We start from the raw sequence: 21,947 nt of genomic DNA, 5'->3' as shown, positions 1-21,947 counted from the left end.
GGTTGAAAGTTCTGATATATCAACGCTATCCGAAGCGTCAAGCATCACGGGTGCCGCCCATGACCGAGGATGCCCGCGTTTCCGGCGAGGAGATCGTCGGCGCCCGCGCTTCCGCCAGCCTGTCCGATCTGGCCTATCGCCGTCTCGAGGAGGCGATTGTGACCCTGTCGCTGCGGCCGGGCGCGGTGCTGACCGAGGCGCAGATGATCGAGCTCGTCGCGGTCGGCCGCACGCCGGTGCGCGAGGCGCTGATCCGGCTGGCCCAGCAGGGGCTGGTCGAGATCCTGCCGCGCAAAGGCGTCGTCGTCACCGCCATCGATGCGATCGACGTGATGGCGGCGCTCGATGCGCGCGAGGTGCTGGAGCGCCTGATCGCGGCGGAGGCGGCCAGGCGGGCCGGTCCGGGCGAGCGCAGCGCCATCCTGGCCAAGGCACGGGCGATGCGCGAGGCGGCGCAGGCGGACGACGTCAACGCCTATATGCGTCTCGACAAGGAGCTCGATACGCTGGTCGCGGCGGCGGCGCGCAGTCCCTATGCCAGCCGGGCTGTCGAGCCCTTGCAGGCGCTGATCCGGCGGGCCTGGTACTTTTTCGACCGGCAGGTCGACCTCGTGCCGGCCGCGCAGCACCACGTGATCCTCGCCCAGGCGCTGGTCGCAGGGGAGCCCGGAGCTGCCGCCGAGGCGAGCGATGCGCTGATGATGCATCTGCGCGCCGGGCTGCTGGCGGCGCTGCGCCGTGAGTGAGTCCGTCGCATCGTGATATATCTTAACCTTGCCGCAGAAACGCCCGGGATGTCGACAATTGACGCAACTGGCCTTTTACCCCTGCGCGCTTAGATAAAAGGCAGTAACCTCGCGCAGAGTTGGGCGATGAACAGCATGGTCGATGCCGCCTTACGCGCCGCGCTCCCCGATGCGCAGGCCTTTCGCGAGGCGATGGCGCAGGTGGCGAGCGCCACCCATATCGTGACGACCCTCGGTCCGGCGGGCCGGGCGGGTCTGACGGCGACGGCTGTCGCCTCGGTCTCGGTCTCGCCGCCGACCGTGCTGGTCTGCATCGAGGCCGCCAGCCGGACGTTGGCGGCGATCGAGGAGAGCGGCATCTTCTGCGTGAACACGCTGGCGGCGGCCGATCACGAGCTCGCCACGGTGTTCTCGGGCCGGCGCGGCCTGACGGGCGAGGAGCGCTTCGCCATCGGCGAATGGGGCGAGCTCTCGACCGGGGCGCCGGTGCTGGCGAGCGCGCTCGCCAGCTTCGATTGCCGCGTCGCCGCGGTTCACCGTGTCACCACTCACCGCATCCTGATCGGCCAGGTGGTGGCGATCGGCGGCGGCGGTTCCGGCCCGGGGTTGGTCTACCGCCATCGCCGCTTTGGCGGGTTCTGAAAAGGCATCCCGGCTTCCTTCGTCATTGCGAGCGTTGCGAAGCAATCCAGGGGCATCGAGCTCAACGTCCGCCTGGATTGCTTCGTCGCTGCGCTCCTCGCAACGACGAAGAGCGCTCTGATCTCCTTCAGCCATTGCCGCCCATGTATTCCCGCTCTTCCTCATAGAGCACGAGGATGCGGTCGATGATGGCGTCGGTCGCGCCACGATAGGTCGTCGGGTCGAACAGGTCGTCGAGTTCCTCGCCAGTGAGCTTGCCGGCGAGCTTCGGGTGCTCGGCCAGGACGTCCCTGAGATGGCGGCCGCTGGCGATGCAGTCGCGGCTGGCGTCCTCGAGCAGGTGATGCGCCTCGCCGCGGCCGATCGTCTGGGCCAGCGCGAGCGAGACCCGCTCTGCCATGACCAGCCCGTTGGTCAGGTCGAGATTGTATTGCATCTGCTCGGGGAAGACCTGCAGTCCCTCGACCAGCGCGACCGCATGGTTGAGCGCTCCGCCCGCAATCAGGAAGAGCTCGCGCAAGGTTGGCCATTCGGCGTGCCAGCCACCCATGGCGCGCTCATGCTCCTGCGGCATCGCCGCGAGCATGGTCGCGACCAGCCCGGGCGTGCGCTTGGCCGCGGTCAGGATCAGCGTGCACAGCACCGGGTTGCGCTTGTGCGGCATGGCCGAGGAGCCGCCCTTGCCGGGCGCTTCCGGCTCGGCGAGCTCGGCGATCTCGGTCTGCGCCATCAGCGAGATGTCCTGGGCCATCTTGCCGAGATGGCCGAGAAGCAGGCCGAGCTCGGTCGCGATCCGGGCCGGGCGCCGGCGCTGGGTGTGCCAGGGCACGCGGACGGCGCCGATCGAGGGCATGATGCGGGCGAAGGCTTCCGAGACCGCATCGGCCTTGTCGCCGAGCGAGGCGAGGCTGCCGGCGGCGCCGCCGAGCTGATGCGCGGACTGCCCCCAGATCATGAAATCGTCGTGGAAGGCGACGATGGGATCGAGCCAGTTGGCGGCCTTCAGCCCGAAGGAGATCGGCACCGCATGCTGGAGGAAGGTGCGGCCGATCATCGGCGTGCGGCGATGATCGCGGGCGAGAGCGGCGAGGGCATGGGCGAGGCGGGCGGACCGTGTGAGGATCAGCTCCTGCGCCGCGTGGTACTGTTGGGCCTGGCCGGAATCGATCACGTCCTGGCTGGTCGCACCGTAATGCACCCATTTGCCCGCCTCGGCATCGACCGTGGTGACGCGGGCCGTCAGCGCCTTGACCAGCGGGATCGCCGGATTGCCGGCGAGCGTCGCGGCCTTGCCGATCGTTGCGATGTCATAGAGCTCGGCCTTGCATTGCGGGGCGATCGCCTCGGCCGCAGCGGGCGGAATGACACCGGCTTCAGCCTCGGCACGGGCGAGGGCGGCTTCGAAATCGAGCATGCCCTGCAGCGCGGCGCGATCGTCGAGGACGGCCGCCATCTCGCGATCGGCGAAAAGCTCGCCATAGAGGCTGTCCTCAGCCATGTCCGGGCGCGCCTTGGTGCGGAGCGGTCGTTGCAACCCACATCCCAGCTTCGTCCTCTTGTGCGCGCCGGTGCTTTCCGGTCATGGATTAGGGGAACTTGGATAGACCCGAGGCGGCCAGGCCTGCAACATGTCAGTGGCTTCGGAGAACGGTGAGGAACGACGCCATGGCGATGACGATGAACGGCGAAGTAACACTGCCCGCGGCCAAGCAGGTGGTCTGGGAAAAGCTCAACGATGCCGAGGTGCTGAAGACCTGCATCCCCGGCTGCGAGCAGCTCACCAAGGATGACGACACGCATTTCTCGGCGGTGGTGAAGGTCAAGCTCGGCCCGGTGAAGGCGACCTTCAAGGGCAAGGTCGAATTGCAGGACCTCGACCCGCCGAACGGCTACCGTATCGTCGGAGAGGGCGAGGGCGGCATTGCCGGCTTCGCCAAGGGCGGCGCCAAGGTCATGCTCGAAGAGGCCGAGGGCGGGCAGACCCTGCTGCGCTACGAGGTCGGGGCGCAGGTCGGCGGCAAGCTGATGCAGCTCGGCTCGCGCCTGATCGATTCGGTCTCGAAGAAGCTGGCCGACGAGTTCTTCGCCAATTTCGCCAAGGCGGTCAGCGAGGGCTGACGCTCAAGACGCTCGGCGCAGGGCGGCGAGCGCCTCACTGACCGTTGCCTCTGCGGCGCCGACCTGGAGGGCGATGTCGGCCGCCGCGGCATTGGCGCGCTCCAGCGCCTTCTCGGTCTTGCCGAGGCTGTCGTTGACGCGGGTCGCGCTGTCGATCGCCTCGTCCGAGCCATGCGCGACCTCGGCGGCGTGCCGGGCGATGCCGCCGGTGACGCTGCTCTGCTGGGCGACCGCATCCGAGATCGCCTCGGAATCCGACTTGATCTCGCCGATCGTCGCGCCGATCGAGGCGGCGCGGACGCCGCAGGCCTCGGCGCTGGCCGAGAGCTCGGCGATCTGCGCTGCGATCTCCTGCGTTGCCGAGGCGGTCTGCGTCGCCAGCGACTTCACCTCGGCCGCGACCACGGCGAAGCCGCGGCCGGATTCGCCGGCGCGGGCCGCCTCGATGGTGGCGTTGAGGGCGAGCAGATTGGTCTGCGCGGCGATGTCCGCGATCATGCCGACGACTGTCCCGATGCTGCTGGTGGCCTGGCGCAGCTGGGCGATCGCCTCGTCCATCGCCTGAGCATCGGCGACGGCCCGGTTGGCGATCTCGAGGCTCTGGCGGGCGCGCTGGCCGATCTCGGCGATGTTGGCCGACATCTCCTCCGTCGCTGCCGCCGTCTGCATCGCCTTCTCGCGGACGAGCAGCGAGGTCTGGGTGACGGAGCCGACCTGCTCCTTGATGAAGCTGCTGGCCGCCGAGGTCTCGCCGGCGGTGTCGACGAAGAGGTCGACCGCCTTGCTGATCGCGCCGTCGAGCTGGCCGATGCGCGAGGTCAGCGTCGCAGCGACCTCGTCGAGCGCGACGCCGCGACGGCGCGCCTCCGCCGCCTCGAATTCGCGGTCGAGCGACATCGCGGTGTTGACGTCATAGGTCAGCACCCGCTCGATGATGAAGAGATCATGCGGGATGTCGCGCCGCGAGAAGACGAGGCGCGTGCGGCTTTCCTCCAGAAATATCCGGAACAGGGTGAAGGCGATCGAGGCGCGGGCGCGGGCGCCGACCTGGCCGTGGCGCTCGAGAAGCGTGAGCCGTTCGAGCGAGTCGCAATAGCGCTGGTCGAAATCGCCCTCGAAGAGCAGGCGGAAATGGTCGGCCTCGGCGGCATAGAGCTCGGCCGCGGCCGGCTCGACCGCGAGCTTCAGCATCGGGTGGATGGCGAAGGCGCGCGCGAAATCCTGCTCGACGACCTCGACGATGACACGCTCGACGATGGCGCGATAGCGGCGCAGGCGCAGGCGCTGGCGCTCGTCATAGCCGATCGCCTTGAGGCGACGCTGGACGTGTTCGAGGATCGTAGCCAACCGCGCCATCCATGAGCGCGACGATCGGAGATCGTCATTCCAGCCCATGAGGTTGCATGGGCGTGGTTAAGAATTCGGCAAAGGGACGGCTCGCGCCGGTTGTGCTTCGCGAAGCTGCTTTCCGGGAGGCATTCGCCAAAACCATGCAAAAACATCGCCAAACGGGGCCGCTCGCGGAATGGCTGCCCGCTTGACCGCGGAAAATCCCGGGTCCACATTGGTTTTTGAAGTTGTTCCAAGGAAATTCTCCGCTGGTCCGTGACGGGCCGGCGCATGGATCGTGCGGCCTTCGAGATGTCGTCGGCCGTTCAGAAAACAGGCTTTCGGAGGAGTGCCCCATGGCCAATCTGTCCATGACGGTGAACGGCAAGGCCGTCACCGCGACCGTCGATCCGCGCACCCTCCTGGTGCAGTTCCTGCGCGAAAATCTCAGACTGACCGGAACGCATGTCGGCTGCGACACCAGCCAGTGCGGAGCCTGCGTCGTGCATCTCGACGGCAAGGCGGTGAAGGCCTGCACCACGCTGGCGCTGTCCTGCGAGGGCGCCCAGGTGACGACGATCGAGGGCCTCGCCAATGGCGGGACCTTGCATCCGATGCAGGAGGCCTTCCGCGAGCATCACGGCCTGCAATGCGGCTTCTGTACGCCGGGCATGATCATGTCGGCGGTCGACATCGTGAACCGGCGCGGCAACCACCTCGACGAGAAGACGATCCGCGAGGACCTCGAAGGCAATATCTGCCGCTGCACCGGCTACCACAACATCGTCAAGGCGATCGCGGCCGGAGCCGAGGCGATGGGCGGCGCTGTCCCGGCCCGGCAGGCCGCCGAGTAGCGTGTTCCCGAGGCTGCGCAGGCCAGGGCCGGCGCTGCCTTCTTCCGATGTGATCCCCGAAACATGCTGATAGCGCCCACCAAGAGGCGCCACGCCAGGAGGAATCCATGTCCGCCACCGGAATCGGCGCTCCCGTCCGCCGCAAGGAAGATCACCGCTTCATCACCGGCCAGGGCCGCTATACCGACGACATCAACCGGCCGGGCCAGGCCCATGCCTATTTCCTGCGCTCGCCGCATGCGCATGCCACGCTCAAGAAGATCGATACGAAAGCCGCCGCGGCGATGCGCGGCGTGCTTGGGATCTTCACCGGCGACGATCTCGAAGCCGACAAGGTCGGCGGGCTGATCTGCGGCTGGATGATCCACAACAAGGACGGCTCGCCGATGAGGGCCGGCCCGCATCCGGCGCTGGCGCAGGGCAAGGTCCGCTATGTCGGCGATCATGTCGCGGTGGTGGTAGCCGAGACGCTGGCGCAGGCGCGTGACGCGGCCGAGGCGATCGTCGTCGACTATGGCGTGCTGCCGGCGGTGACCGATACCGCGGGCGCGGCGAAGTCGAAGACTCAAGTTCATGCCGAGGCGCCGGACAATACGGTGTTCAACTGGCATCTCGGCGACAAGGGCGCGACCGAGGCTGCCTTCAAGGCGGCCAAGCACGTCACCAAGCTCGACATCGTCAACAACCGGCTGGTGCCGAACCCGATGGAGCCGCGCGCTGCGGTCGGCGATTACGACCAGGGCGAGGGCGCCTTCACGCTCTATACGACCAGCCAGAACCCGCATGTCGCGCGGCTCGTGCTCTCGGCCTTCATCGGCATCGCGCCGGAGAACAAGCTCAGGGTGATCGCGCCGGATGTCGGCGGCGGCTTCGGCTCGAAGATCTTCATCTATGCCGAGGAGACGGTCTGCGTCTGGGCGGCGAAGAAGGTCGGCCGTCCGGTGAAATGGACCTCTGACCGGACCGAGGCCTTCCTCTCCGACGCGCATGGCCGTGACCACGTCACCCATGCCGAGCTCGCCATGGACGGCGAGGGCAAGATGCTGGCGATGCGGGTGCATACCACCGCAAATCTCGGCGCCTATCTCTCGACCTTCTCGTCGTCGGTGCCGACCTATCTCTACGCGCCGCTGCTCTCGGGCCAGTACGACATCCCGGCGATCTATTGCGAGGTCGATGCGGTCTACACCAACACCGCCCCGGTCGATGCCTACAGGGGCGCCGGCCGGCCTGAGGCGACCTTCGTGGTCGAGCGGCTGGTCGAAGTCGCGGCGCGTGAGCTCGGCAAGGATCCGGCCAAGTTCCGCACGCAGAACTTCGTCAGGAAGTTCCCGCACCAGACGCCGGTGATCATGATGTACGACACCGGCAACTACAGCGCCTCGCTGAAGAAGGCGATGGAAATCATTGATTACAAAGGTTTTCCGAAGAGGCGGCGTGACTCCGCCCGCAATGGCAAGCTGCGCGGCATCGGCTTCTCCGCCTATATCGAGGCCTGCGGTATCGCTCCCTCAGCCGCGGTCGGCTCGCTCGGCGCCGGCGTGGGCTTGTGGGAATCGGCCGAGGTCCGGGTCAACCCGATCGGCACGGTCGAGGTCCTGACCGGCTCGCACAGCCATGGCCAGGGCCATGAGACGACCTTCGCCCAGCTCGTCTCCGACCGGCTCGGCGTGCCCCTGGAGAACGTCTCGATCGTCCATGGCGACACCGACAAGGTGCAGATGGGCATGGGCACCTATGGCTCGCGCTCCGGTGCCGTCGGCATGTCGGCGATCTTCAAGGCGATCGACAAGGTGATCGCCAAGGGCAAGAAGGTTGCGGCCTATGTGCTGGAGGCGGACGAGGCCGATATCGACTTCAAGGACGGCAATTTCACCGTCAAGGGCACCGACCGGAAGCTCGATTTCGGCTCCTGCGCCCTGCAGGCCTATGTCGCGCACAAGTTCAACGGCCAGGATCTCGAGCCGGGGCTGAAGGAGGGGGCGTTCTACGACCCGACCAACTTCACCTTCCCGGCCGGCGTCCATATCTGCGAGCTCGAGATCGATCCCGACACCGGCATGACGAGGATCGAGCGCTGGGCGGCGGTCGACGATTTCGGCAACGTCATCAACCCGATGATCGTCGAGGGCCAGGTCCATGGCGGTATCGCCCAAGGCGTCGGCCAGGCGCTGCTCGAAGGTGCCCGCTACAATGCCGATGGCCAGCTCGTGACCGCGAGCTTCATGGACTACTGCATGCCGCGCGCCGACGACCTGCCGTCCTTCGAGGTCGGTATGACGGTGACGCCATGCCCGTCGAACCCGCTGGGGATCAAGGGCTGCGGCGAGGCCGGTGCCATCGCCTCGCCGCCCGCGGTCATCAACGCCATCACCGACGCGCTCGGCCATGAGGACATCGCCATGCCGGCGACGCCGCAGGCCGTCTGGCGTGCCGCGCAGAAAACGCTCAGCCGCATGGCTGCCGAGTGATCTGAAAGGACGAGACGATGTACGCCTTCACCTATCACCGCCCGGCCACCGCGCGTCAGGCCGCCAGCCTCCTCGCCAAGAAGGAGGACGCCAAGCTGCTCGCCGGCGGCCATACCTTGCTGCCGACGATGAAACAGCGCCTGGCCTCGCCCGGCGCGCTGGTCGACCTTTCCTTATGCGCCGACCTCAAGGGCATCGCCCGCAAGGGCCGCAACCTCGTGATCGGCGCGATGACGACGCATGCCGACGTCGCAGCCTCGCCGGAGGTGCAGGAGGCGATCCCGGCGCTGGCCTATCTCGCCAGCCATATCGGGGATCCGCATGTGCGCCATCGCGGCACGATCGGTGGCTCGGTCGCCAACAACGACCCGGCGGCCGACTATCCGGCGGCGCTGCTGGCGCTCGGCGCGACGGTGGTGACCAACAAGCGCAAGCTGCCGGCCGACGAGTTCTTCAGCGGCCTCTACGAGACGGCACTGGAGGAGGGCGAGATTATCGTCAAGGTCTCGTTCCCGGTGGCGTCCAAGGCGGGTTACGCCAAGTTCCGCAATCCGGCCTCGCGCTATGCGCTGGTCGGCGTCTTCGTCGCCAAGCGCGGCAGCGAGATCGCGGTGGCGGTGACCGGAGCGGGCGAGGGCGGCGTCTTCCGCTGGCCGGAAGCGGAGGCGGCGCTGAAGGCGCGCTTCGCGGGTAAATCGCTCGATGGCCTCAAGCACACCGCCAAGGGCATCAATGGCGACATCCATGCCGATGCCGAGTACCGCGCCCATCTCATCGGCGTGATGGCCAAGCAGGCCGTGGCGCAGGCGACGGGGAAGGCTTGAGCCAGTCGTAGCACGTCATGCTCGGGCTCGACCCCCGGCTGTCTGGTTCGATTGATCAATGACGATAGAGGCGCGGGGAACCCTCTCCTGGAAGGAGAGGGCAGGGTGAGGTGTAGGAGATCAGACCAGTGTCGCGAGCGCTGACCGCACGGTCAGGTTCAAGCCAACGTTTGCAGTCCGAACACCTCACCCCTGCCCCTCTCCTTCCAGGAGAGGGGTTCCTCGCGCATGTCCAATCAGATCGCTCCTGTTGAAAATCCTCTGCGCTTCGCTTCGCCCGGGAATGACGGATGAGGCTCAATAAAAGAACCGCTCCTCAACGATCTTGCCGTCCTTGACGGTGTAGAGTCCGATCTCGTGCATCTTGCGGCGCTCGCCGCTCTCCTTGACGGTGACGTCGAAGTAGAAATGCACGGCGAACTGGTCGCCGTTGAGATAGGGGCCCGCGGTGGTGAACTCGTGGACCTCGTGATTGGCGGTCCACCATTCGCCCTTGCCCTTCACCGCCTGCTTGCCGTGGCACTCGGCCATCGGCCCGGGCATGTTCTCGTAGCTGGCGATGTCCTCGGCATTGTAGGTGCGCGCCGCCTCCTCGTGCTTGCCCTCCTTGAGCAGGGCGACGAAATCGGCAGCGAGTTCGGCTGTGCTGGTCATGGCTTGTCCTCCGCCCGCAATCTGGCGGAGCCTGCGACCAGAACCCGGCAGCAGAGTGACGTCGCTCAGTGCAGATCGCGCGTGTAGACGAATTTCGGCATGCTCCAGTTGAAGCGGAGCGCCATCACGCGCAGCACCAGTCCGACCGTCATGGCCAGCACCGTGACGAAGTCGTGCGGCAGCTCGACGCCGCGCCCGGCCACGTAGATCAGTCCTGTCACCACCGAGACGGTGGCATAGAGCTCGCTGCGGAAGAGCAGGGGGACATCGGCGCAGAGCATGTCGCGCAGCACGCCGCCGACGCAGCCGGTGATCAGCCCGGCGGTGATCACGATGATGAAAGGCTGCTGCATCTCCAGCGCGACATTGCAGCCGATTACGGTGAACAGCACGAGGCCGACCGCATCGAGCAGCAGGAAGATTTTGCGCAGCCTGTGCATGAAGCGGGCGAGGCCGATGGTGACGAGCGCCGCCCCGGCGGTGATCAGCAGGTAGTGCGGATGCTGGACCCAGCTCAGCGGATAATGGCCGAGCAGCATGTCGCGGACCGAGCCGCCTCCGAGCGCGGTGATGCTGCCGAGCATGCAGACGCCGACCCAGTCCATGCTGCGGCGGCCGGCCGCCAATGCAGCGGACATGGCTTCGACGATGATCGCGACGATGTACATTGCGCCGAGCACGCCGGATTCTCCGCTCGCTATCCCTCCGGCCTGTTAGGGACTAAGGAAAGCGACAGGTCAAACCGGCCTTGTGAGGCTGGCGCCGCTGCGACATCTGCCAAGACCGGGACCGCATGACGACTGCTTCATTGCCGACCTCCATCGACGCCACGCTGTCCCTGCTGCAATCCCAGGGCTATGTCTCCGACCGGGCGTTGGCGACCGTGCTCTTCCTGGCGCTCCGGATGAAGCGCCCGCTGCTGCTCGAAGGCGAGGCCGGCACCGGCAAGACCGAGATCGCCAAGGTGCTCTCGGCAGCGCTCGGGCGCCGGCTGATCCGCCTGCAATGCTATGAAGGGCTCGATCTCGCCTCCGCCGTCTACGAATGGAACTATGCCGGCCAGATGATGGCGATCCGCCTCGCCGAGGCCGGCGGCGTCGCCGGCGATCGCGAGCGCCTGGAGAGCGACCTGTTCTCCGAGCGCTATCTGGTCAAGCGCCCGCTGCTGCAGGCGCTGGAGCCGCAGGAGGGCGGGGCGCCGATCCTCTTGATCGATGAGCTTGATCGCACCGACGAGGCCTTCGAGGCCTTCCTGCTCGAGGTGCTGGCCGATGCGCAGGTGACGATCCCCGAGCTCGGTACGGTAAAGGCGGTCGAGCCGCCGATCGTGATCCTGACCTCGAACCGCACCCGCGAGGTCCATGACGCGCTGAAGCGCCGCTGCCTCTATCATTGGGTCGGCTATCCCGACGCCGCCCGCGAGCTCGCGATCCTCAAGGCGAAGACGCCGGCTGCGCCGGCCAAGCTGGCCAAGCAGGTGGTGTCCTTCGTGCAGGCGATCCGCAAGGAGGAACTGTTCAAGGCGCCGGGCGTCGCCGAGACGCTCGATTGGGCGAGCGCCTTGGTCGAGCTCGATGCGGTGGCGCTCGATCCGGCGATCGTCTCCGACACGCTGGGCGCACTGCTGAAGTATCAGGACGATATCCAGGCGATGCAGGGCTCCAAGGTCGGCGAGTTGCTCGACCAGGCCAAGCAGGCGGCGCGAGGGTAGCCCGTCATTCTCGGGCGGAGCGAAGCGCAGACCCGAGAAACTCGGGCGGGACGAAACTGGTTTCCGAGATGCTCGGGTCAAGCCCGAGTATGACGCGCTATGACGGGAGAGAAGCGATGAACGATGACATCAAGGCGATCGAAGCCGCGACCTGGACCTATCTCGACGGGCTTTATGAAGGCAACGTCGACAAGCTGACATCGGTCTTCCACCCGACCAGCGCGCTGACGCAGTCGCTCGACGGTGAGCTCAAGGTCGTGCCGCGCGAGCAGTGGTTCGAGGCGGTGCGGGGCCGCAAGTCGCCGAAGGAGACCGGGCTGGAGCGCGGCGACCATATCCTCGCGATCGACCTGGTCGGGCCGTCCATGGCGCTGGTCAAGGTCAAGTGCCAGATGCCGCCGCGCTATTTCACCGACCTTCTCTCGTTCCTGAAGGTCGACGGCAAATGGGTCGTGGCGCAGAAGGTGTTCATGACCGAGACGGCCGCTTGACCGGCAAGCTGCCCGAGAACGTCGCCTATTTCGCCCGTGCCCTGCGGGGCGCCGGCCTGCGCGTCGGGCCGGGCGCCGTGGTCGAGGCGGTCGAGGCGCTGGCGGATGGGGCGCTCGGCGGGCGCGACGATGTCTATTGGGCGCTGCACGCGATCTTCGTGAAGAAGCACGAGGATTCAGCGGTCTACGATCAGGCCTTCCGGCTGTTCTGGCGCCGGCGCGGGCTGATCGAGAAGTTGATGGCGCAGATGTCGCCGGTGACGCCGCGGGTCGACAGTGAGCCGCAGAAACCGGAGGCAGGGGCCCTGCGCGTCGCCGAGGCTTTCACCCCGCCGCCGCGCGAGGAGGAGCCGCCGGTCGAATTGACCGAGCTCAGCGCGCGGCTCACCGTCTCCGAACGCGAGACGCTGAAATCGCGCGATTTCGCCCAGATGAGCGCGGCCGAGATCGCGAGGGCGCGCCACCTCATCGCGGAACTTCGCCTACCCAATGACGCGGTGCCGACGCGGCGCTTCCAACCTGCTCATGTCGGGGCAAGGATCGATCCGCGCCGCACCTTCCGCCGCTCGCTCAGGGGCGGCGGCGCCTCGATCGATCTTGCTTTCCGCGAGCGAGCCGAGGTTCATCCGCCACTGGTCGCGCTCGTCGACATCTCCGGCTCGATGGCTGAGTATTCGCGCATCTTCCTGCATTTCCTGCATGCCGTCACCGAACAGCGCCGGCGCGTGCATTCCTTCGTCTTCGGCACGCGCCTGACCAATGTCACGCGCATGCTCCGCGCCCGCGACCCCGACGAGGCGCTGGCGCTCGCCGGCAAGGCGGCGCCCGACTGGGAGGGCGGCACGCGCATCGCCTCGGCGCTGCACGCCTTCAACCGGGTCTGGTCGCGCCGGGTGCTGGCGGGCGGGGCGGTGGTGCTGCTCTTCACCGACGGGCTGGAGCGGCATCTGGGGCCCGATCTCTCCTTCGAGATGGACCGACTGCACCGCTCCTGCCGTCAGCTGACCTGGCTCAACCCGCTCCTGCGCTATGACGCCTTCGAGGCGCGCGCCAGCGGCATCCGGGCGATGCTGCCGCATGTCGACCAGTTTCGGCCGATCCACAACCTCGCGGCGATGGCGGATCTTTGCGCCGCGCTCTCATCCGACGCACGGCAGGTCACCGATCCGCGCCAGTGGTTGAAGAAGGCGGGTTGAGTCATGATCTCAACAATATCCGTAGCGGGACCGTTCCCATGATCAGCACCGACACCGACATCCTCGCCACCGCCGAGGCCTGGGCCAAGGCCGGGCGCGGCGTCGCGCTCGCCACCGTGGTCGAGACCTGGGGCTCGGCCCCGCGCCCGGTCGGCTCGCATCTCGTCATCGACGGCGAGGGCAATTTCCTCGGCTCGGTCTCGGGCGGCTGCGTCGAGGGCGCGGTCGTCGCCGAGGCCGGCGACGTCATCGCCGACGGCAAGCCGCGCACGCTGGAGTTCGGCGTCGCCGACGAGACCGCCTGGCAGGTCGGCCTCTCCTGCGGCGGCCGGATCAAGGTCTATGTCGAACCGGTCCGGGCTTAAGGGAACGCGCTGATGCCCTCCTGGGAAACGCTTCTCGCCTTCGCGACGGTGACGCTGGTCATCGCCTATTTCCCCGGTCCGGCGCTGCTTTACACGGCGGCGCAGACCATCGCCCATGGCCGCAAGGCCGGGCTGATGGCGATGCTCGGCATCCATCTCGGCTGCTATGTCCATGTCGTCGCCGCGGCCTTCGGTCTGTCGGCGGTGTTCAAGCACGTGCCCGAGCTCTATGTCGCGGTGAAGATCGTCGGGGCGCTCTATCTGGTCTGGCTCGGCATCGGCATGATCCGCTCCAAGCTGGGCGGTGGCGACGTGCAGATCGTGGCGCCGGCCAAGACGGTCCGGCGCGCGCTCATCGATTCCTTCATCGTCGAGGTGTTGAACCCGAAGGTCGCGCTGTTCTTCATCGCGCTCTTGCCGCAGTTCGTCGATCCCGCTGCCGCCATGCCGGTCTGGGCGCAGTTCCTGATCCTCGGCACGATCGTCAACTTCGCCTTCTCCTCGGCCGATCTCGTCACCGTCCTGGCTGCCAGCCTGGTGATGAAGACGATGAAGGCGAGCCGCGCCGGCTTCGCCTTCGGGCGCTGGCTCGGCGGCTCGCTGATGATCGCGCTCGGCCTCAAGCTCGCCACCGACAAGGGCTGACCCTATGGCGTCGATCGAAGTCCTCTTCGCACTCGTCCTGGCGACGCTCGTCTTCGCCTATATCCCCGGACCGGCGGTGCTCTACATCGCCGCCCAGACCATGTCGCGCGGCCGCAAGGCCGGCTTCATGGCGGTGCTCGGCGTTCACCTCGCCGACTATGTCCATGTCCTTGCCGCCGCCTTCGGCCTGTCGGCGATCTTCCGGCATGTGCCGGAACTCTATCTGGCAATGAAGCTGCTCGGCGCTGCCTATCTGATCTGGCTCGGCATCAGCTTCTTCCGCCGCGTGGCGCCGGTTGAGGCCGCTGCCGATGTCGCGCCGCGCACGCCGATGCGGGCGCTTGCCGACAGCCTCGCGGTCGAATTGCTCAACCCGAAGACGACGATCTTCTTCGTGTCGTTCCTGCCGCAATTCGTCGATCCGTCGGCGAGCCTGCCGCTCTGGGCGCAGTTCCTGATCCTCGGCGTGCTGGTCAACCTGCTCTTCACCTCCTCGTCGATCCTGACGGTGCTGACCGCCTCCTATATGCAGGCGAAGGTCGCCGCCAACGGTGCGGCGCAGCGCGTGATCCGGGCGATCGGCGGCACTATCCTGATCGGGCTCGGCGCCCGCATCGCGCTCGACCGGAACTGAGCCATGGACCTCTCGCTTCTCTCCACGCTCAATGCCGAGCGCGCCGCCAGGCGCGCGACCGTGCTGGTGACCGATCTTGCGACAGGCGTGCAGCGCCTGGTGAAGGAGGCCGATCTCGCTGGCGATGAGCTGGCGGAGGCGCTCGACAAGCAAGTGCGCAGCGGCAAGAGCGGCACTGTCGAGGTCGACGGCAAGCCCTATTTTCTCACCGTTCAGGCGCCGCCGCCGCGCATCGTCGTCACCGGCGCGGTCCATATCTCGCAGGCGCTGGCGCCGATGGCCAAGTTGCTCGATCTCGACATCACGGTGATCGACCCCCGCACCGCCTTCGCCACGCAGGAGCGCTTCCCGGAGGTGACGCTGCTCGCCGAGTGGCCGGAGGAAGCGCTGCAGAAGGTGCCGTTCGACGGCTACACCGCCTTCGTCGCGCTGACGCATGATCCGAAGATCGACGATCCCGCCTTGCAGGCGGCGCTGCGCTCGAACTGCTTCTATATCGGTGCGCTCGGCAGCCGGAAGACGCATGGCAAGCGGCTGGAGCGGCTCGCCGAGGCCGGCTTCGGCGAGCCCGATGTGAAACGCATCCGTGCGCCGATCGGCCTCGACATCGGCGCGGTCTCGCCGGCTGAGATCGCGCTCGCCATCCTCGGAGAGATCGTGCAGGCCCTGCGCGGCCCGCGTCGCAAGCCGATTTGAAAGACTAAGCCTGATGAAGTTCGGTCCCATTCTCATCGCTGAAGCCGCCGGCGCGGTTGCGGCCCATACGGTGCGTGCCGGCGAGGCGATCGTGCGCAAGGGCGCGACGATCGGCGAGGAGGATGCGCGCAAGCTTGCCGCCGCCGGCCTGAGCGAGATCGTAGCCGTGCAGCTCGAGCCCGGCGACATCGATGAGAACGCCGCCGCGGAACAATTGGCGCGGGCGCTGGCGGGCCGGGCTGTGGTGACCGAGGCGCCGTTCACCGGCCGGGTCAACCTGTTCGCCGCGGCGCCGGGGGTGCTGCAGATCGATGCCGCCGTGATCGATGCGCTGAACGGCGTCGACGAGGCGATCACGGTCGCGACCCTGCCGGCGCTGAAGCCGGTGGTCGCCGGCGAGATGGTCGGGACGGTCAAGATCATTCCCTATGCCGTGCCGGAGAAGCGCATCGAAGAGGCACTGGAGCGGCTCGGCGCCGACAAGCCGATCGCGATCGCCGAATACAAATTGAAATCGGTCGCGGTGGTCTCGACGCTGCTGCCCGGCCTGAAGACCAGCGTGGTCGACAAGACCTTGCGCACCATGGCCGAGCGGCTCGAACCGGCCAGGGCCGCGATCGAGCGCGATGCCCGCGTTCCGCACGAAAGCCCGCCGCTGGCGCAGGCGATCCGCGAGGCGGTCGCCGGGCCGGCTGAGATGGTCGTCGTCTTCGGCGCCTCCGCCATCACCGACCGGCGCGACGTCGTGCCCAAGGCGCTGGTCGAGGCGGGCGGCACGGTCGAGCATCTCGGCATGCCGGTCGACCCCGGCAATCTCCTGATGCTGGGCGAGCTCGACGGCAAGCCGGTGATCGGTGCGCCCGGCTGCGCCCGCTCGCCCAAGGAGAACGGTTTCGACTGGGTGCTGCAGCGCAGCCTCGCCAAGGTGCCGGTGACGCGCGCCGAGATCCAGAAGATGGGCGTCGGCGGCCTGCTGATGGAGATCGTCTCGCGGCCGCAGCCGCGCGCGCCCGGTCATGGCGAGGCGGCCGCCGTCGCCGGCATCGTGCTGGCGGCCGGGCGCTCGACCCGGATGGGCGCCGGCAATAAGCTGCTGCAGGAGGTGCGCGGCAAGCCGCTGGTGCGCCACGCCGTCGAGGCGCAGCTCGCCTCGCGCGCCGCGCCGGTGATCGTCGTCACCGGTCACCAGCAGGACGAGGTCCGTGCCGCGCTCGCCGGGCTCGACGTCACCTTCGTGCACAACCCGGCCTTCACAGAGGGGCTCGCCGGCTCGCTTAAGGCCGGGCTCGCGGCGCTGCCGAAGGAGGGGCCCGGCGTCGTCGTCTCGCTCGGCGACATGCCGAACGTCACCGCGGGGGTGATCGACCGGCTGGCCCAGGCCTTCGCCGATCGTCCCGATGCGCTCGCCGTGGCGCCGACCCTGCTCGGGCAGCGCGGCAATCCGGTGCTGCTGGCGCGCAAGCTCTTCGCCGAGGTCGCCAAGCTGAGCGGCGACCAGGGCGCGCGCCGCCTGCTCGATGCGGCCGGCGACGCGGTCGAGGAGATCGCGCTCGACGACCCCGCAGTTGCGCTCGACATCGATACGCCCGAAGCGCTGCGGGCGCTGACAGGGCAGGGGCCGCGCGGCTGACCCTCACCGCTTCCAGAGCAGGCCGAGCGTGACATAGGCGCCGGCCTTCTCGTCCCGCGTCTTCTGGACGCCACCGGCGAGGCGCCAGTCGAGGCCGAACAGGTGCAGGCCGGTGAGATGCAGGCCCAGCCGCAGCTTGTGATAGTCGCGCTCGCGATAGCCCTCGATCTCGGGGCCGAGATAGAGCTCGTCCATCAGCCGCCAGCCTCCCGCGAGGCGCCCCCAATAGCGGCTGCGATCGGACGGGACCGCATAGGCATTGGCCTGCAGCAGCCAGTTCTCGATCGGTTTCGACCAGAGATCGGCCTGCAGGCGCAGCATGCCGCGCTGCTCGAAGCTGCGCTGGCTGCGGGTTTCGCTGTAGCGGGCTTCGATCTCAGGGCCGGCCGAGAGCGAGAGGAACGTATCGTCGATCCGCCATTCATAGCCGAGCAGGGCGTTGAACTCGGTCTTGTAGAGACGCCCCTGCTTCGGCTTGCGCTGGGCCGGCTCGACGCTCTCGCCCCATTTCAGGCCGAGACGGAAGCCGCTGGCGTCGAGCCCGCCGCTGTCACCGAACGCCCATTTCAGCCCGACCGAGCCATAGGTCTTGCTGGCATCGGTTTCGAGCGAGCCGAAGATCGCCAGCGAGAGCGGGCTGCGTTCCATCAGGGCCGGATCGGCTTTCGCGGGCGAGGAGGCGAGCGTTATCGCCGCGCCGATGGCGCGCGCGAGCATGCCCGAACGCCTCGCGACCCCCCACGCCACGCCAACGCCCCTTCCGTCCCGAGGGACGGCTTCCCACATGTCATGAGTGTGGCAGTTGGAGAAATTCCCGCAAGCGTTTGTTAACCATCCAGGAGCAGCCTGAAGGCAGCCGGCTCATCGTCTTCTTCGATCAAGGAGCGTATCGGTCATGGTCTCGCAGGATTTCCTCCGCCAACTGGCAGGTTATGGGCTGACGACCGCCAGGATCCTCTACCGCATGCCGGATCATCCGGACTTCCTGCAGACTTACGTCTGGCAGGACTACGACCTCGCCCCGCGCTTTCCGGAGCTGCACAAGTTCCTCGATTTCTGGCGGCGCGAGCTCGACGGTCCCTTGCATTCGATCACCGTGGCGCATTCGCACCTCATCCGCCCGGCCGAGATCGTCAATGTGAACGGCGTGCTGACCTTGCATTGACGGGCATGCAGCCGGTGGGGTTGTTGGCGCGCAGCGGGGCATGCTAGGCCGCAGGCCCTGCTCATCGCCTGGCGAGCCTGCTTGTCCTCCCCCCTGCGCACTTCCGGATTGCTGATCGCGCTCGCTCATCTGCCGGGCCCGCGCGTCGCCGTCCGCGACATCGTCGCGGCGCTGCGCGACCGGGCCTATGCGCTGCTCGTCGTGCTGCTCGGCCTGCCGAACTGCCTGCCGATGCCTCCGCCGATCCCGCTGGTCTGCGGCCTGGTGCTCGCCTTCGTCGCCGCGCAGATGCTGATGGCCCGGGCGACGCCCTGGCTGCCGCACAGGCTGCTCGACCGGACGATCGCCCAGACGGACCTGGCGCGCGCGGTCGAGCGCGCTCTGCCGCCCTTGATCCGGCTCGAGCGCTTCTCGAAGCCGCGGCTGACCATGCTGGGTGGCCCCTTCGCGCTGCCGGTGCTCGGTGCGGTGCTGCTGTTCCTGGCGCTCGGGCTGATCGTGGCCGCGCCCTTCATCGGCCAGATCCCGCTCGGGCTCGCGGTCTGCCTGGTTGGGCTCGGCCTGGTCGAGCGCGACGGTGTGCTGATCATCGCCGGGGCCGTGGTCGGCGTCGCCGGCCTCGCTCTGTCGGCCGGCTTCGCCTATGCGCTGGTGAGCTGGCTGGCGAGCTTCTTCTAAGGCTTGCAGATCACGCCGCGAGGGCCTGCTCGAACGGCCGGTCCAGCGTCAGCAGGCGGTCGATCTCCTCGGGCGGCACGCCCTTGGAGAACAGGAAACCCTGCAATTCGTGGCAGCCGATTGCCTGCAGGAAACGGTGCTGCTCGGCGGTCTCGACACCCTCGGCACAGACGCGCAGGCCGAGCGCCCGGCCGAGATGCACGACCGAATGGACGAGGATCGCGGATTCGCCGGTCGCTTCCATATATTCGAGGAAGGAGCGGTCGATCTTGATCTTGTCGAAGGCGAAGCGGCGCAGATAGATCAGGCTCGAATAGCCGGTGCCGAAATCGTCGAGCGCCAGGCTGACGCCATGGGCGCGCAGGTCCATCATCGCAGCCTCGGCCGCATCGGCATCCTCGACCACCACGCCCTCGGTCAGTTCCAGCTCGAGCCGCTCGGGGTCGAAGCCGGTCTCGTCGAGGACGCGGATCACGCTCGCGACGAAGTCCTTGTGGCGGAACTGGATCGGCGAGACGTTGACCGCGAGCTTGATACCCGGCCATTGCCGGGCCTGCTCGCAGGCGCGGCGCAGCACCCATTCGCTCAGCGGCACGATCAGGCCGCGTTCCTCGGCGATGCCGATGAACTCGGACGGAGGGATCATCCCGTGCTCGGGATGCGGCCAACGCACCAGCGCCTCGACCCCGACGATGGTGGAGCCGTCGATCGAGACCTGCGGCTGGAAGTGCAGCAGCAGCTGGTCGCGGGCGATGGCGTTGCGCAAATCCTCCTCGACCATGCGCTTGAGATGCAGCGCCCGGTTCATCTGTGGCTCGAAGAAGGAATAGCGGTTCCGGCCCTCGTTCTTGGCCTGGTAGAGCGCGGTGTCGGCGAGGCGCAGCAGCGTGCTGCGGTCTGCGCCGTCGCGCGGCGCATTGGCGATGCCGATCGAGCAGCCGATGCTGACGGCGACGCCGCCGATCTCGAAGGGCTCGGTCAGCGCGTCGAGGATGCGCTGGCCGAGCGCGGCGCTGGCATTGGCCGCGGCCATGTTGGTCTGGATGATGCCGAACTCGTCGCCGCCGAGGCGGGCCACCGTATCGCCGAGACGCAGGACCGTGGTCAGGCGCTTGGCGACCTGGCGGATCAGCTCGTCGCCGGCATTGTGGCCATAGGTGTCGTTGACGGCCTTGAAGCGATCGAGGTCGAGCAGCAGCACGGCGAGGCCGCTCTTGGTCCGGCCGAGCTGGGCGATCTCCTGGTCGAGGCGCAGGTCGAAGGTGCGGCGGTTGGACAGGCCGGAGAGTTCGTCCTGGCCGGCGAGGCGATGGATCTGGCTCTCACGCAGGGCAATCTGCTGGGCGGCGTTGCGCAGGCGCAGGAAGACGTAGACGAAGAGCGCGGCGAAGAGGGCGCTGACCGCGCCCAGCGCCCAGGCGAACTGGCTGATCATCGCATCGCCGGGGCGTTCCGGCGTCCAACCCAGCCAGGCGCTCACCGTGCCGTCGGGCGAGGGGATATCGCGTCGGCCGAGCGGGTTGGCGGGGCGCTCGCTCACGACTTCCAGCCGGGGCAGGCGATAGCGCAAGGCGAGTTCGTCGAGCTGTGCCTGCGTCACCTTGCGATAGCCGACGATGAAGGCGGCGGCCTCGGGCGAGGCCGGGCGGGTCGCCGGCTCGCCCTTGCGCAGGTCGGCGGCCATGACGCCGACGGTGTCGGGACCGTTCTGGAGCAGCATGGCGGTGATCGGACCGTCGCCGATGCCGTGCGCTTCCGCCGGCGCCGCGCCGCCGGGCAGGTCGAGCCTAAGGCGGGTGAGGGCGTCATAGCCGGCCTGCGTCGCGGTTTCGCCGCGCTCGATGCCGGCGAGGACGCGGCCGGAGGCGGTGACCAGATAGGTGCCGTCGAAATCGAGGAAGCGATTGCTGAGCTGGGCGAAGGCCCATTGCAGGGTCGCGCTCGGCAGGAGGCTGTTGAGGACCGGCTGCAACACGCCCGCGGCCTGCAGATTCTCGAAGCGCAGCCGGCGTAGATGCGCCTGCGTCGTCAGCGCCGTCTCGACGCGATCGCGCTGGCGAGTGGCCTCGAGCTGGTTGGTGTCGCTGACCATTGCCGACATCACGCCGAGCACCGCCGTCAGCACGAGCGCGAACGCAGCCGCCAGCGTCGCCAGCGTGCGGGTCAGCATGCGCGCCGACGATTCGGTGTTCGTCATCTTCACGTGTGTCGGCAAGACGGGACCTGTAGCGGCACGCTGACAGCGGACCTTGGCAGGGGAATCTTGCCATCCGGTTTCCAGCACCGCCGAGAAACCGGTGAAGATGCGGATTTTCCGACCGAAATCGCCGGGCCGACGCAGTTTGCCCGCCGGTTCGTGAGGTGGGGCAGGGTTGCGAGATGCGCAGCGCGCAAGGCGCTCAAGCCCCGCGCGCGCAGATCGGGGGAGCGGCAAGCTTGAATCATGGATATAATTCATCCATGATTATGGAGGGGATCAGGAGACCGACCGATGAAGCTGAGCGAGGGCGTGGAGTGGGGCGCGCATTGCGCGATCGTCGTCGCCGGCCTGACTGGCCGGGCCACGATCCCGGGCAAGGCGCTCGCCGAGTATCATGGGGTTTCCGAAACCTATCTGCTGAAGCATCTCAAGGCACTCGTGACGGCCGGCATTTTTGAATCGGTCCCAGGCCCGCGTGGCGGCTATCGGCTCGCACGCGACGCTGCCGAGATCACCTTGCTCGACATCGTCGAGGCCATCGATGGCAAGCAACCGGCGTTCCGCTGTACCGAGATCCGCCAGCGTGGCCCCACCGCGGTGGAAGCCTGTGCCTATCGCGGGCCCTGCGGCATCAACAGGGCCATGCTGAGCGCCGAGGCGGCCTGGCGGCAGGCGCTGGCCGGGCACACCCTGGCGTCGCTCGCTGCTGGCGTTGCGAAGACGGCGGACCCGCGCGTCATTTCCGGAACGCAGGAATGGCTCGCCCGCAACGAGCGGAAGACCATCTCGTGAAACGCTCGGCGTTGCCGCTGATCTCCGAGGCGCTCCGAAGCGTCGCCGCTGTGCGGCCGCCTTAGCCGTCACCCCGGCATCTCCATTCAACCCTGCAATTCATCAA

Annotated in this window: 23 protein-coding genes; 17 read left to right on the top strand and 6 right to left on the bottom strand. The window is 67.7% G+C overall.

Going from position 1 to position 21,947, the window contains the following annotated elements; translation table 11 throughout:
- Positions 1–59: 59 nt before the first annotated feature.
- On the top strand, positions 60–746 hold the full coding sequence (locus AC3WLC_RS28410; RefSeq protein ID WP_493687249.1) for a GntR family transcriptional regulator: 687 nt from the start codon (positions 60–62) through the stop codon (positions 744–746).
- A 126-nt stretch (positions 747–872) separates the two neighbouring features.
- A complete protein-coding gene (locus AC3WLC_RS28405) occupies positions 873–1,388 on the top strand; it encodes a flavin reductase (RefSeq protein ID WP_493687248.1) in 516 nt (171 codons plus the stop codon).
- A 127-nt stretch (positions 1,389–1,515) separates the two neighbouring features.
- On the opposite strand, the gene pcaB is transcribed toward AC3WLC_RS28405, so the two are convergent.
- Entirely contained in the window at positions 1,516–2,886 is a 1,371-nt protein-coding gene (gene pcaB, locus AC3WLC_RS28400) for a 3-carboxy-cis,cis-muconate cycloisomerase (RefSeq protein ID WP_493687246.1), read from the bottom strand.
- A 167-nt stretch (positions 2,887–3,053) separates the two neighbouring features.
- Here pcaB and AC3WLC_RS28395 point away from each other — a divergent pair, with 167 nt between their 5' ends.
- Positions 3,054–3,506 carry an SRPBCC family protein gene (locus AC3WLC_RS28395; RefSeq protein WP_493687245.1) on the top strand — a complete coding sequence of 151 codons (453 nt, stop codon included), beginning with the start codon at positions 3,054–3,056 and terminating at the stop codon, positions 3,504–3,506.
- Positions 3,507–3,509: 3 nt separating this feature from the next.
- Here AC3WLC_RS28395 and AC3WLC_RS28390 read toward each other — a convergent pair whose 3' ends face one another.
- On the bottom strand, positions 3,510–4,853 hold the full coding sequence (locus tag AC3WLC_RS28390; RefSeq protein ID WP_493687244.1) for a methyl-accepting chemotaxis protein: 1,344 nt from the start codon (positions 4,851–4,853) through the stop codon (positions 3,510–3,512).
- A gap of 338 nt (positions 4,854–5,191) precedes the next feature.
- Between AC3WLC_RS28390 and AC3WLC_RS28385 the strand changes: the two genes are divergently transcribed.
- From AC3WLC_RS28385 to AC3WLC_RS28375, 3 genes are all read left to right on the top strand, one after another.
- Positions 5,192–5,689 (top strand): (2Fe-2S)-binding protein, encoded by a 498-nt coding sequence (locus AC3WLC_RS28385; protein WP_493687243.1) that lies wholly within the window; start codon positions 5,192–5,194, stop codon positions 5,687–5,689.
- A 107-nt stretch (positions 5,690–5,796) separates the two neighbouring features.
- Positions 5,797–8,160, top strand: coding sequence for a xanthine dehydrogenase family protein molybdopterin-binding subunit (locus AC3WLC_RS28380; protein ID WP_493687242.1), 2,364 nt, complete (start codon positions 5,797–5,799; stop codon positions 8,158–8,160).
- 17 nt (positions 8,161–8,177) lie between these two features.
- Positions 8,178–8,984, top strand: coding sequence for an FAD binding domain-containing protein (locus AC3WLC_RS28375; RefSeq protein ID WP_493687241.1), 807 nt, complete (start codon positions 8,178–8,180; stop codon positions 8,982–8,984).
- A gap of 297 nt (positions 8,985–9,281) precedes the next feature.
- Here the strand turns inward: AC3WLC_RS28375 and AC3WLC_RS28370 are convergent, their stop codons facing one another.
- Both AC3WLC_RS28370 and AC3WLC_RS28365 read right to left on the bottom strand, forming a co-directional pair.
- On the bottom strand, positions 9,282–9,638 hold the full coding sequence (locus tag AC3WLC_RS28370; protein ID WP_493687240.1) for a SnoaL-like domain-containing protein: 357 nt from the start codon (positions 9,636–9,638) through the stop codon (positions 9,282–9,284).
- A 65-nt stretch (positions 9,639–9,703) separates the two neighbouring features.
- Entirely contained in the window at positions 9,704–10,306 is a 603-nt protein-coding gene (locus AC3WLC_RS28365; RefSeq protein WP_493687319.1) for a trimeric intracellular cation channel family protein, read from the bottom strand.
- Between the two features lie 125 nt (positions 10,307–10,431).
- Here AC3WLC_RS28365 and AC3WLC_RS28360 point away from each other — a divergent pair, with 125 nt between their 5' ends.
- From AC3WLC_RS28360 to AC3WLC_RS28325, 8 genes are all read left to right on the top strand, one after another.
- A complete protein-coding gene (locus tag AC3WLC_RS28360) occupies positions 10,432–11,349 on the top strand; it encodes an AAA family ATPase (protein WP_493687238.1) in 918 nt (305 codons plus the stop codon).
- Between the two features lie 116 nt (positions 11,350–11,465).
- Positions 11,466–11,840 (top strand): nuclear transport factor 2 family protein, encoded by a 375-nt coding sequence (locus AC3WLC_RS28355; protein ID WP_493687237.1) that lies wholly within the window; start codon positions 11,466–11,468, stop codon positions 11,838–11,840.
- Entirely contained in the window at positions 11,837–13,036 is a 1,200-nt protein-coding gene (locus AC3WLC_RS28350; RefSeq protein ID WP_493687236.1) for a vWA domain-containing protein, read from the top strand. Before AC3WLC_RS28355 ends, AC3WLC_RS28350 begins: the two co-directional genes overlap by 4 nt.
- 38 nt (positions 13,037–13,074) lie before the next feature.
- Positions 13,075–13,401, top strand: a complete 327-nt coding sequence (locus AC3WLC_RS28345; protein ID WP_057188819.1) for an XdhC family protein — start codon at positions 13,075–13,077, stop codon at positions 13,399–13,401.
- A gap of 12 nt (positions 13,402–13,413) precedes the next feature.
- Positions 13,414–14,046, top strand: coding sequence for a LysE family translocator (locus AC3WLC_RS28340; RefSeq protein ID WP_493687234.1), 633 nt, complete (start codon positions 13,414–13,416; stop codon positions 14,044–14,046).
- A 4-nt stretch (positions 14,047–14,050) separates the two neighbouring features.
- Positions 14,051–14,680, top strand: a complete 630-nt coding sequence (locus tag AC3WLC_RS28335) for a LysE family translocator (RefSeq protein ID WP_493687233.1) — start codon at positions 14,051–14,053, stop codon at positions 14,678–14,680.
- A 3-nt stretch (positions 14,681–14,683) separates the two neighbouring features.
- On the top strand, positions 14,684–15,376 hold the full coding sequence (locus AC3WLC_RS28330; protein ID WP_493687232.1) for an XdhC family protein: 693 nt from the start codon (positions 14,684–14,686) through the stop codon (positions 15,374–15,376).
- A gap of 13 nt (positions 15,377–15,389) precedes the next feature.
- The gene (locus AC3WLC_RS28325) at positions 15,390–17,006 is read left to right on the top strand and encodes an NTP transferase domain-containing protein (protein WP_493687231.1); all 1,617 of its coding nucleotides are present in this window, start codon (positions 15,390–15,392) and stop codon (positions 17,004–17,006) included.
- A gap of 3 nt (positions 17,007–17,009) precedes the next feature.
- Here the strand turns inward: AC3WLC_RS28325 and bcsS are convergent, their stop codons facing one another.
- A complete protein-coding gene (bcsS, locus tag AC3WLC_RS28320; protein ID WP_493687230.1) occupies positions 17,010–17,723 on the bottom strand; it encodes a cellulose biosynthesis protein BcsS in 714 nt (237 codons plus the stop codon).
- Between the two features lie 178 nt (positions 17,724–17,901).
- Here bcsS and AC3WLC_RS28315 point away from each other — a divergent pair, with 178 nt between their 5' ends.
- Entirely contained in the window at positions 17,902–18,171 is a 270-nt protein-coding gene (locus tag AC3WLC_RS28315; protein ID WP_346356868.1) for an usg protein, read from the top strand.
- An 81-nt stretch (positions 18,172–18,252) separates the two neighbouring features.
- The gene (locus tag AC3WLC_RS28310) at positions 18,253–18,849 is read left to right on the top strand and encodes an exopolysaccharide biosynthesis protein (RefSeq protein WP_493687229.1); all 597 of its coding nucleotides are present in this window, start codon (positions 18,253–18,255) and stop codon (positions 18,847–18,849) included.
- A gap of 10 nt (positions 18,850–18,859) precedes the next feature.
- Here AC3WLC_RS28310 and AC3WLC_RS28305 read toward each other — a convergent pair whose 3' ends face one another.
- On the bottom strand, positions 18,860–21,046 hold the full coding sequence (locus AC3WLC_RS28305; RefSeq protein ID WP_493687228.1) for a putative bifunctional diguanylate cyclase/phosphodiesterase: 2,187 nt from the start codon (positions 21,044–21,046) through the stop codon (positions 18,860–18,862).
- 294 nt (positions 21,047–21,340) lie between these two features.
- On the opposite strand from AC3WLC_RS28305, the gene AC3WLC_RS28300 reads away from it, so the two are divergent.
- Positions 21,341–21,841, top strand: a complete 501-nt coding sequence (locus AC3WLC_RS28300) for an RrF2 family transcriptional regulator (protein WP_493687227.1) — start codon at positions 21,341–21,343, stop codon at positions 21,839–21,841.
- Positions 21,842–21,947: the final 106 nt, after the last annotated feature.

This window comes from Allobosea sp. GW821-FHT03A12 (assembly GCF_058986765.1).
Note: the sequence above shows the minus strand (reverse complement) of the source record. Positions and strands in the feature narration are given on the sequence as shown.

Coding starts and splice junctions, on each gene's coding strand:
- AC3WLC_RS28410 (WP_493687249.1), top strand. CDS start 60: ATGACCGAGGATGCCCGCGTTTCCGGCGAGGAGATCGTCGGCGCCCGC.
- AC3WLC_RS28405 (WP_493687248.1), top strand. CDS start 873: ATGAACAGCATGGTCGATGCCGCCTTACGCGCCGCGCTCCCCGATGCG.
- pcaB (WP_493687246.1), bottom strand. CDS start 2,886: ATGGCTGAGGACAGCCTCTATGGCGAGCTTTTCGCCGATCGCGAGATG.
- AC3WLC_RS28395 (WP_493687245.1), top strand. CDS start 3,054: ATGGCGATGACGATGAACGGCGAAGTAACACTGCCCGCGGCCAAGCAG.
- AC3WLC_RS28385 (WP_493687243.1), top strand. CDS start 5,192: ATGGCCAATCTGTCCATGACGGTGAACGGCAAGGCCGTCACCGCGACC.
- AC3WLC_RS28380 (WP_493687242.1), top strand. CDS start 5,797: ATGTCCGCCACCGGAATCGGCGCTCCCGTCCGCCGCAAGGAAGATCAC.
- AC3WLC_RS28375 (WP_493687241.1), top strand. CDS start 8,178: ATGTACGCCTTCACCTATCACCGCCCGGCCACCGCGCGTCAGGCCGCC.
- AC3WLC_RS28370 (WP_493687240.1), bottom strand. CDS start 9,638: ATGACCAGCACAGCCGAACTCGCTGCCGATTTCGTCGCCCTGCTCAAG.
- AC3WLC_RS28365 (WP_493687319.1), bottom strand. CDS start 10,306: ATGTACATCGTCGCGATCATCGTCGAAGCCATGTCCGCTGCATTGGCG.
- AC3WLC_RS28360 (WP_493687238.1), top strand. CDS start 10,432: ATGACGACTGCTTCATTGCCGACCTCCATCGACGCCACGCTGTCCCTG.
- AC3WLC_RS28355 (WP_493687237.1), top strand. CDS start 11,466: ATGAACGATGACATCAAGGCGATCGAAGCCGCGACCTGGACCTATCTC.
- AC3WLC_RS28345 (WP_057188819.1), top strand. CDS start 13,075: ATGATCAGCACCGACACCGACATCCTCGCCACCGCCGAGGCCTGGGCC.
- AC3WLC_RS28340 (WP_493687234.1), top strand. CDS start 13,414: ATGCCCTCCTGGGAAACGCTTCTCGCCTTCGCGACGGTGACGCTGGTC.
- AC3WLC_RS28335 (WP_493687233.1), top strand. CDS start 14,051: ATGGCGTCGATCGAAGTCCTCTTCGCACTCGTCCTGGCGACGCTCGTC.
- AC3WLC_RS28330 (WP_493687232.1), top strand. CDS start 14,684: ATGGACCTCTCGCTTCTCTCCACGCTCAATGCCGAGCGCGCCGCCAGG.
- AC3WLC_RS28325 (WP_493687231.1), top strand. CDS start 15,390: ATGAAGTTCGGTCCCATTCTCATCGCTGAAGCCGCCGGCGCGGTTGCG.
- bcsS (WP_493687230.1), bottom strand. CDS start 17,723: ATGCTCGCGCGCGCCATCGGCGCGGCGATAACGCTCGCCTCCTCGCCC.
- AC3WLC_RS28315 (WP_346356868.1), top strand. CDS start 17,902: ATGGTCTCGCAGGATTTCCTCCGCCAACTGGCAGGTTATGGGCTGACG.
- AC3WLC_RS28305 (WP_493687228.1), bottom strand. CDS start 21,046: ATGACGAACACCGAATCGTCGGCGCGCATGCTGACCCGCACGCTGGCG.
- AC3WLC_RS28300 (WP_493687227.1), top strand. CDS start 21,341: ATGAAGCTGAGCGAGGGCGTGGAGTGGGGCGCGCATTGCGCGATCGTC.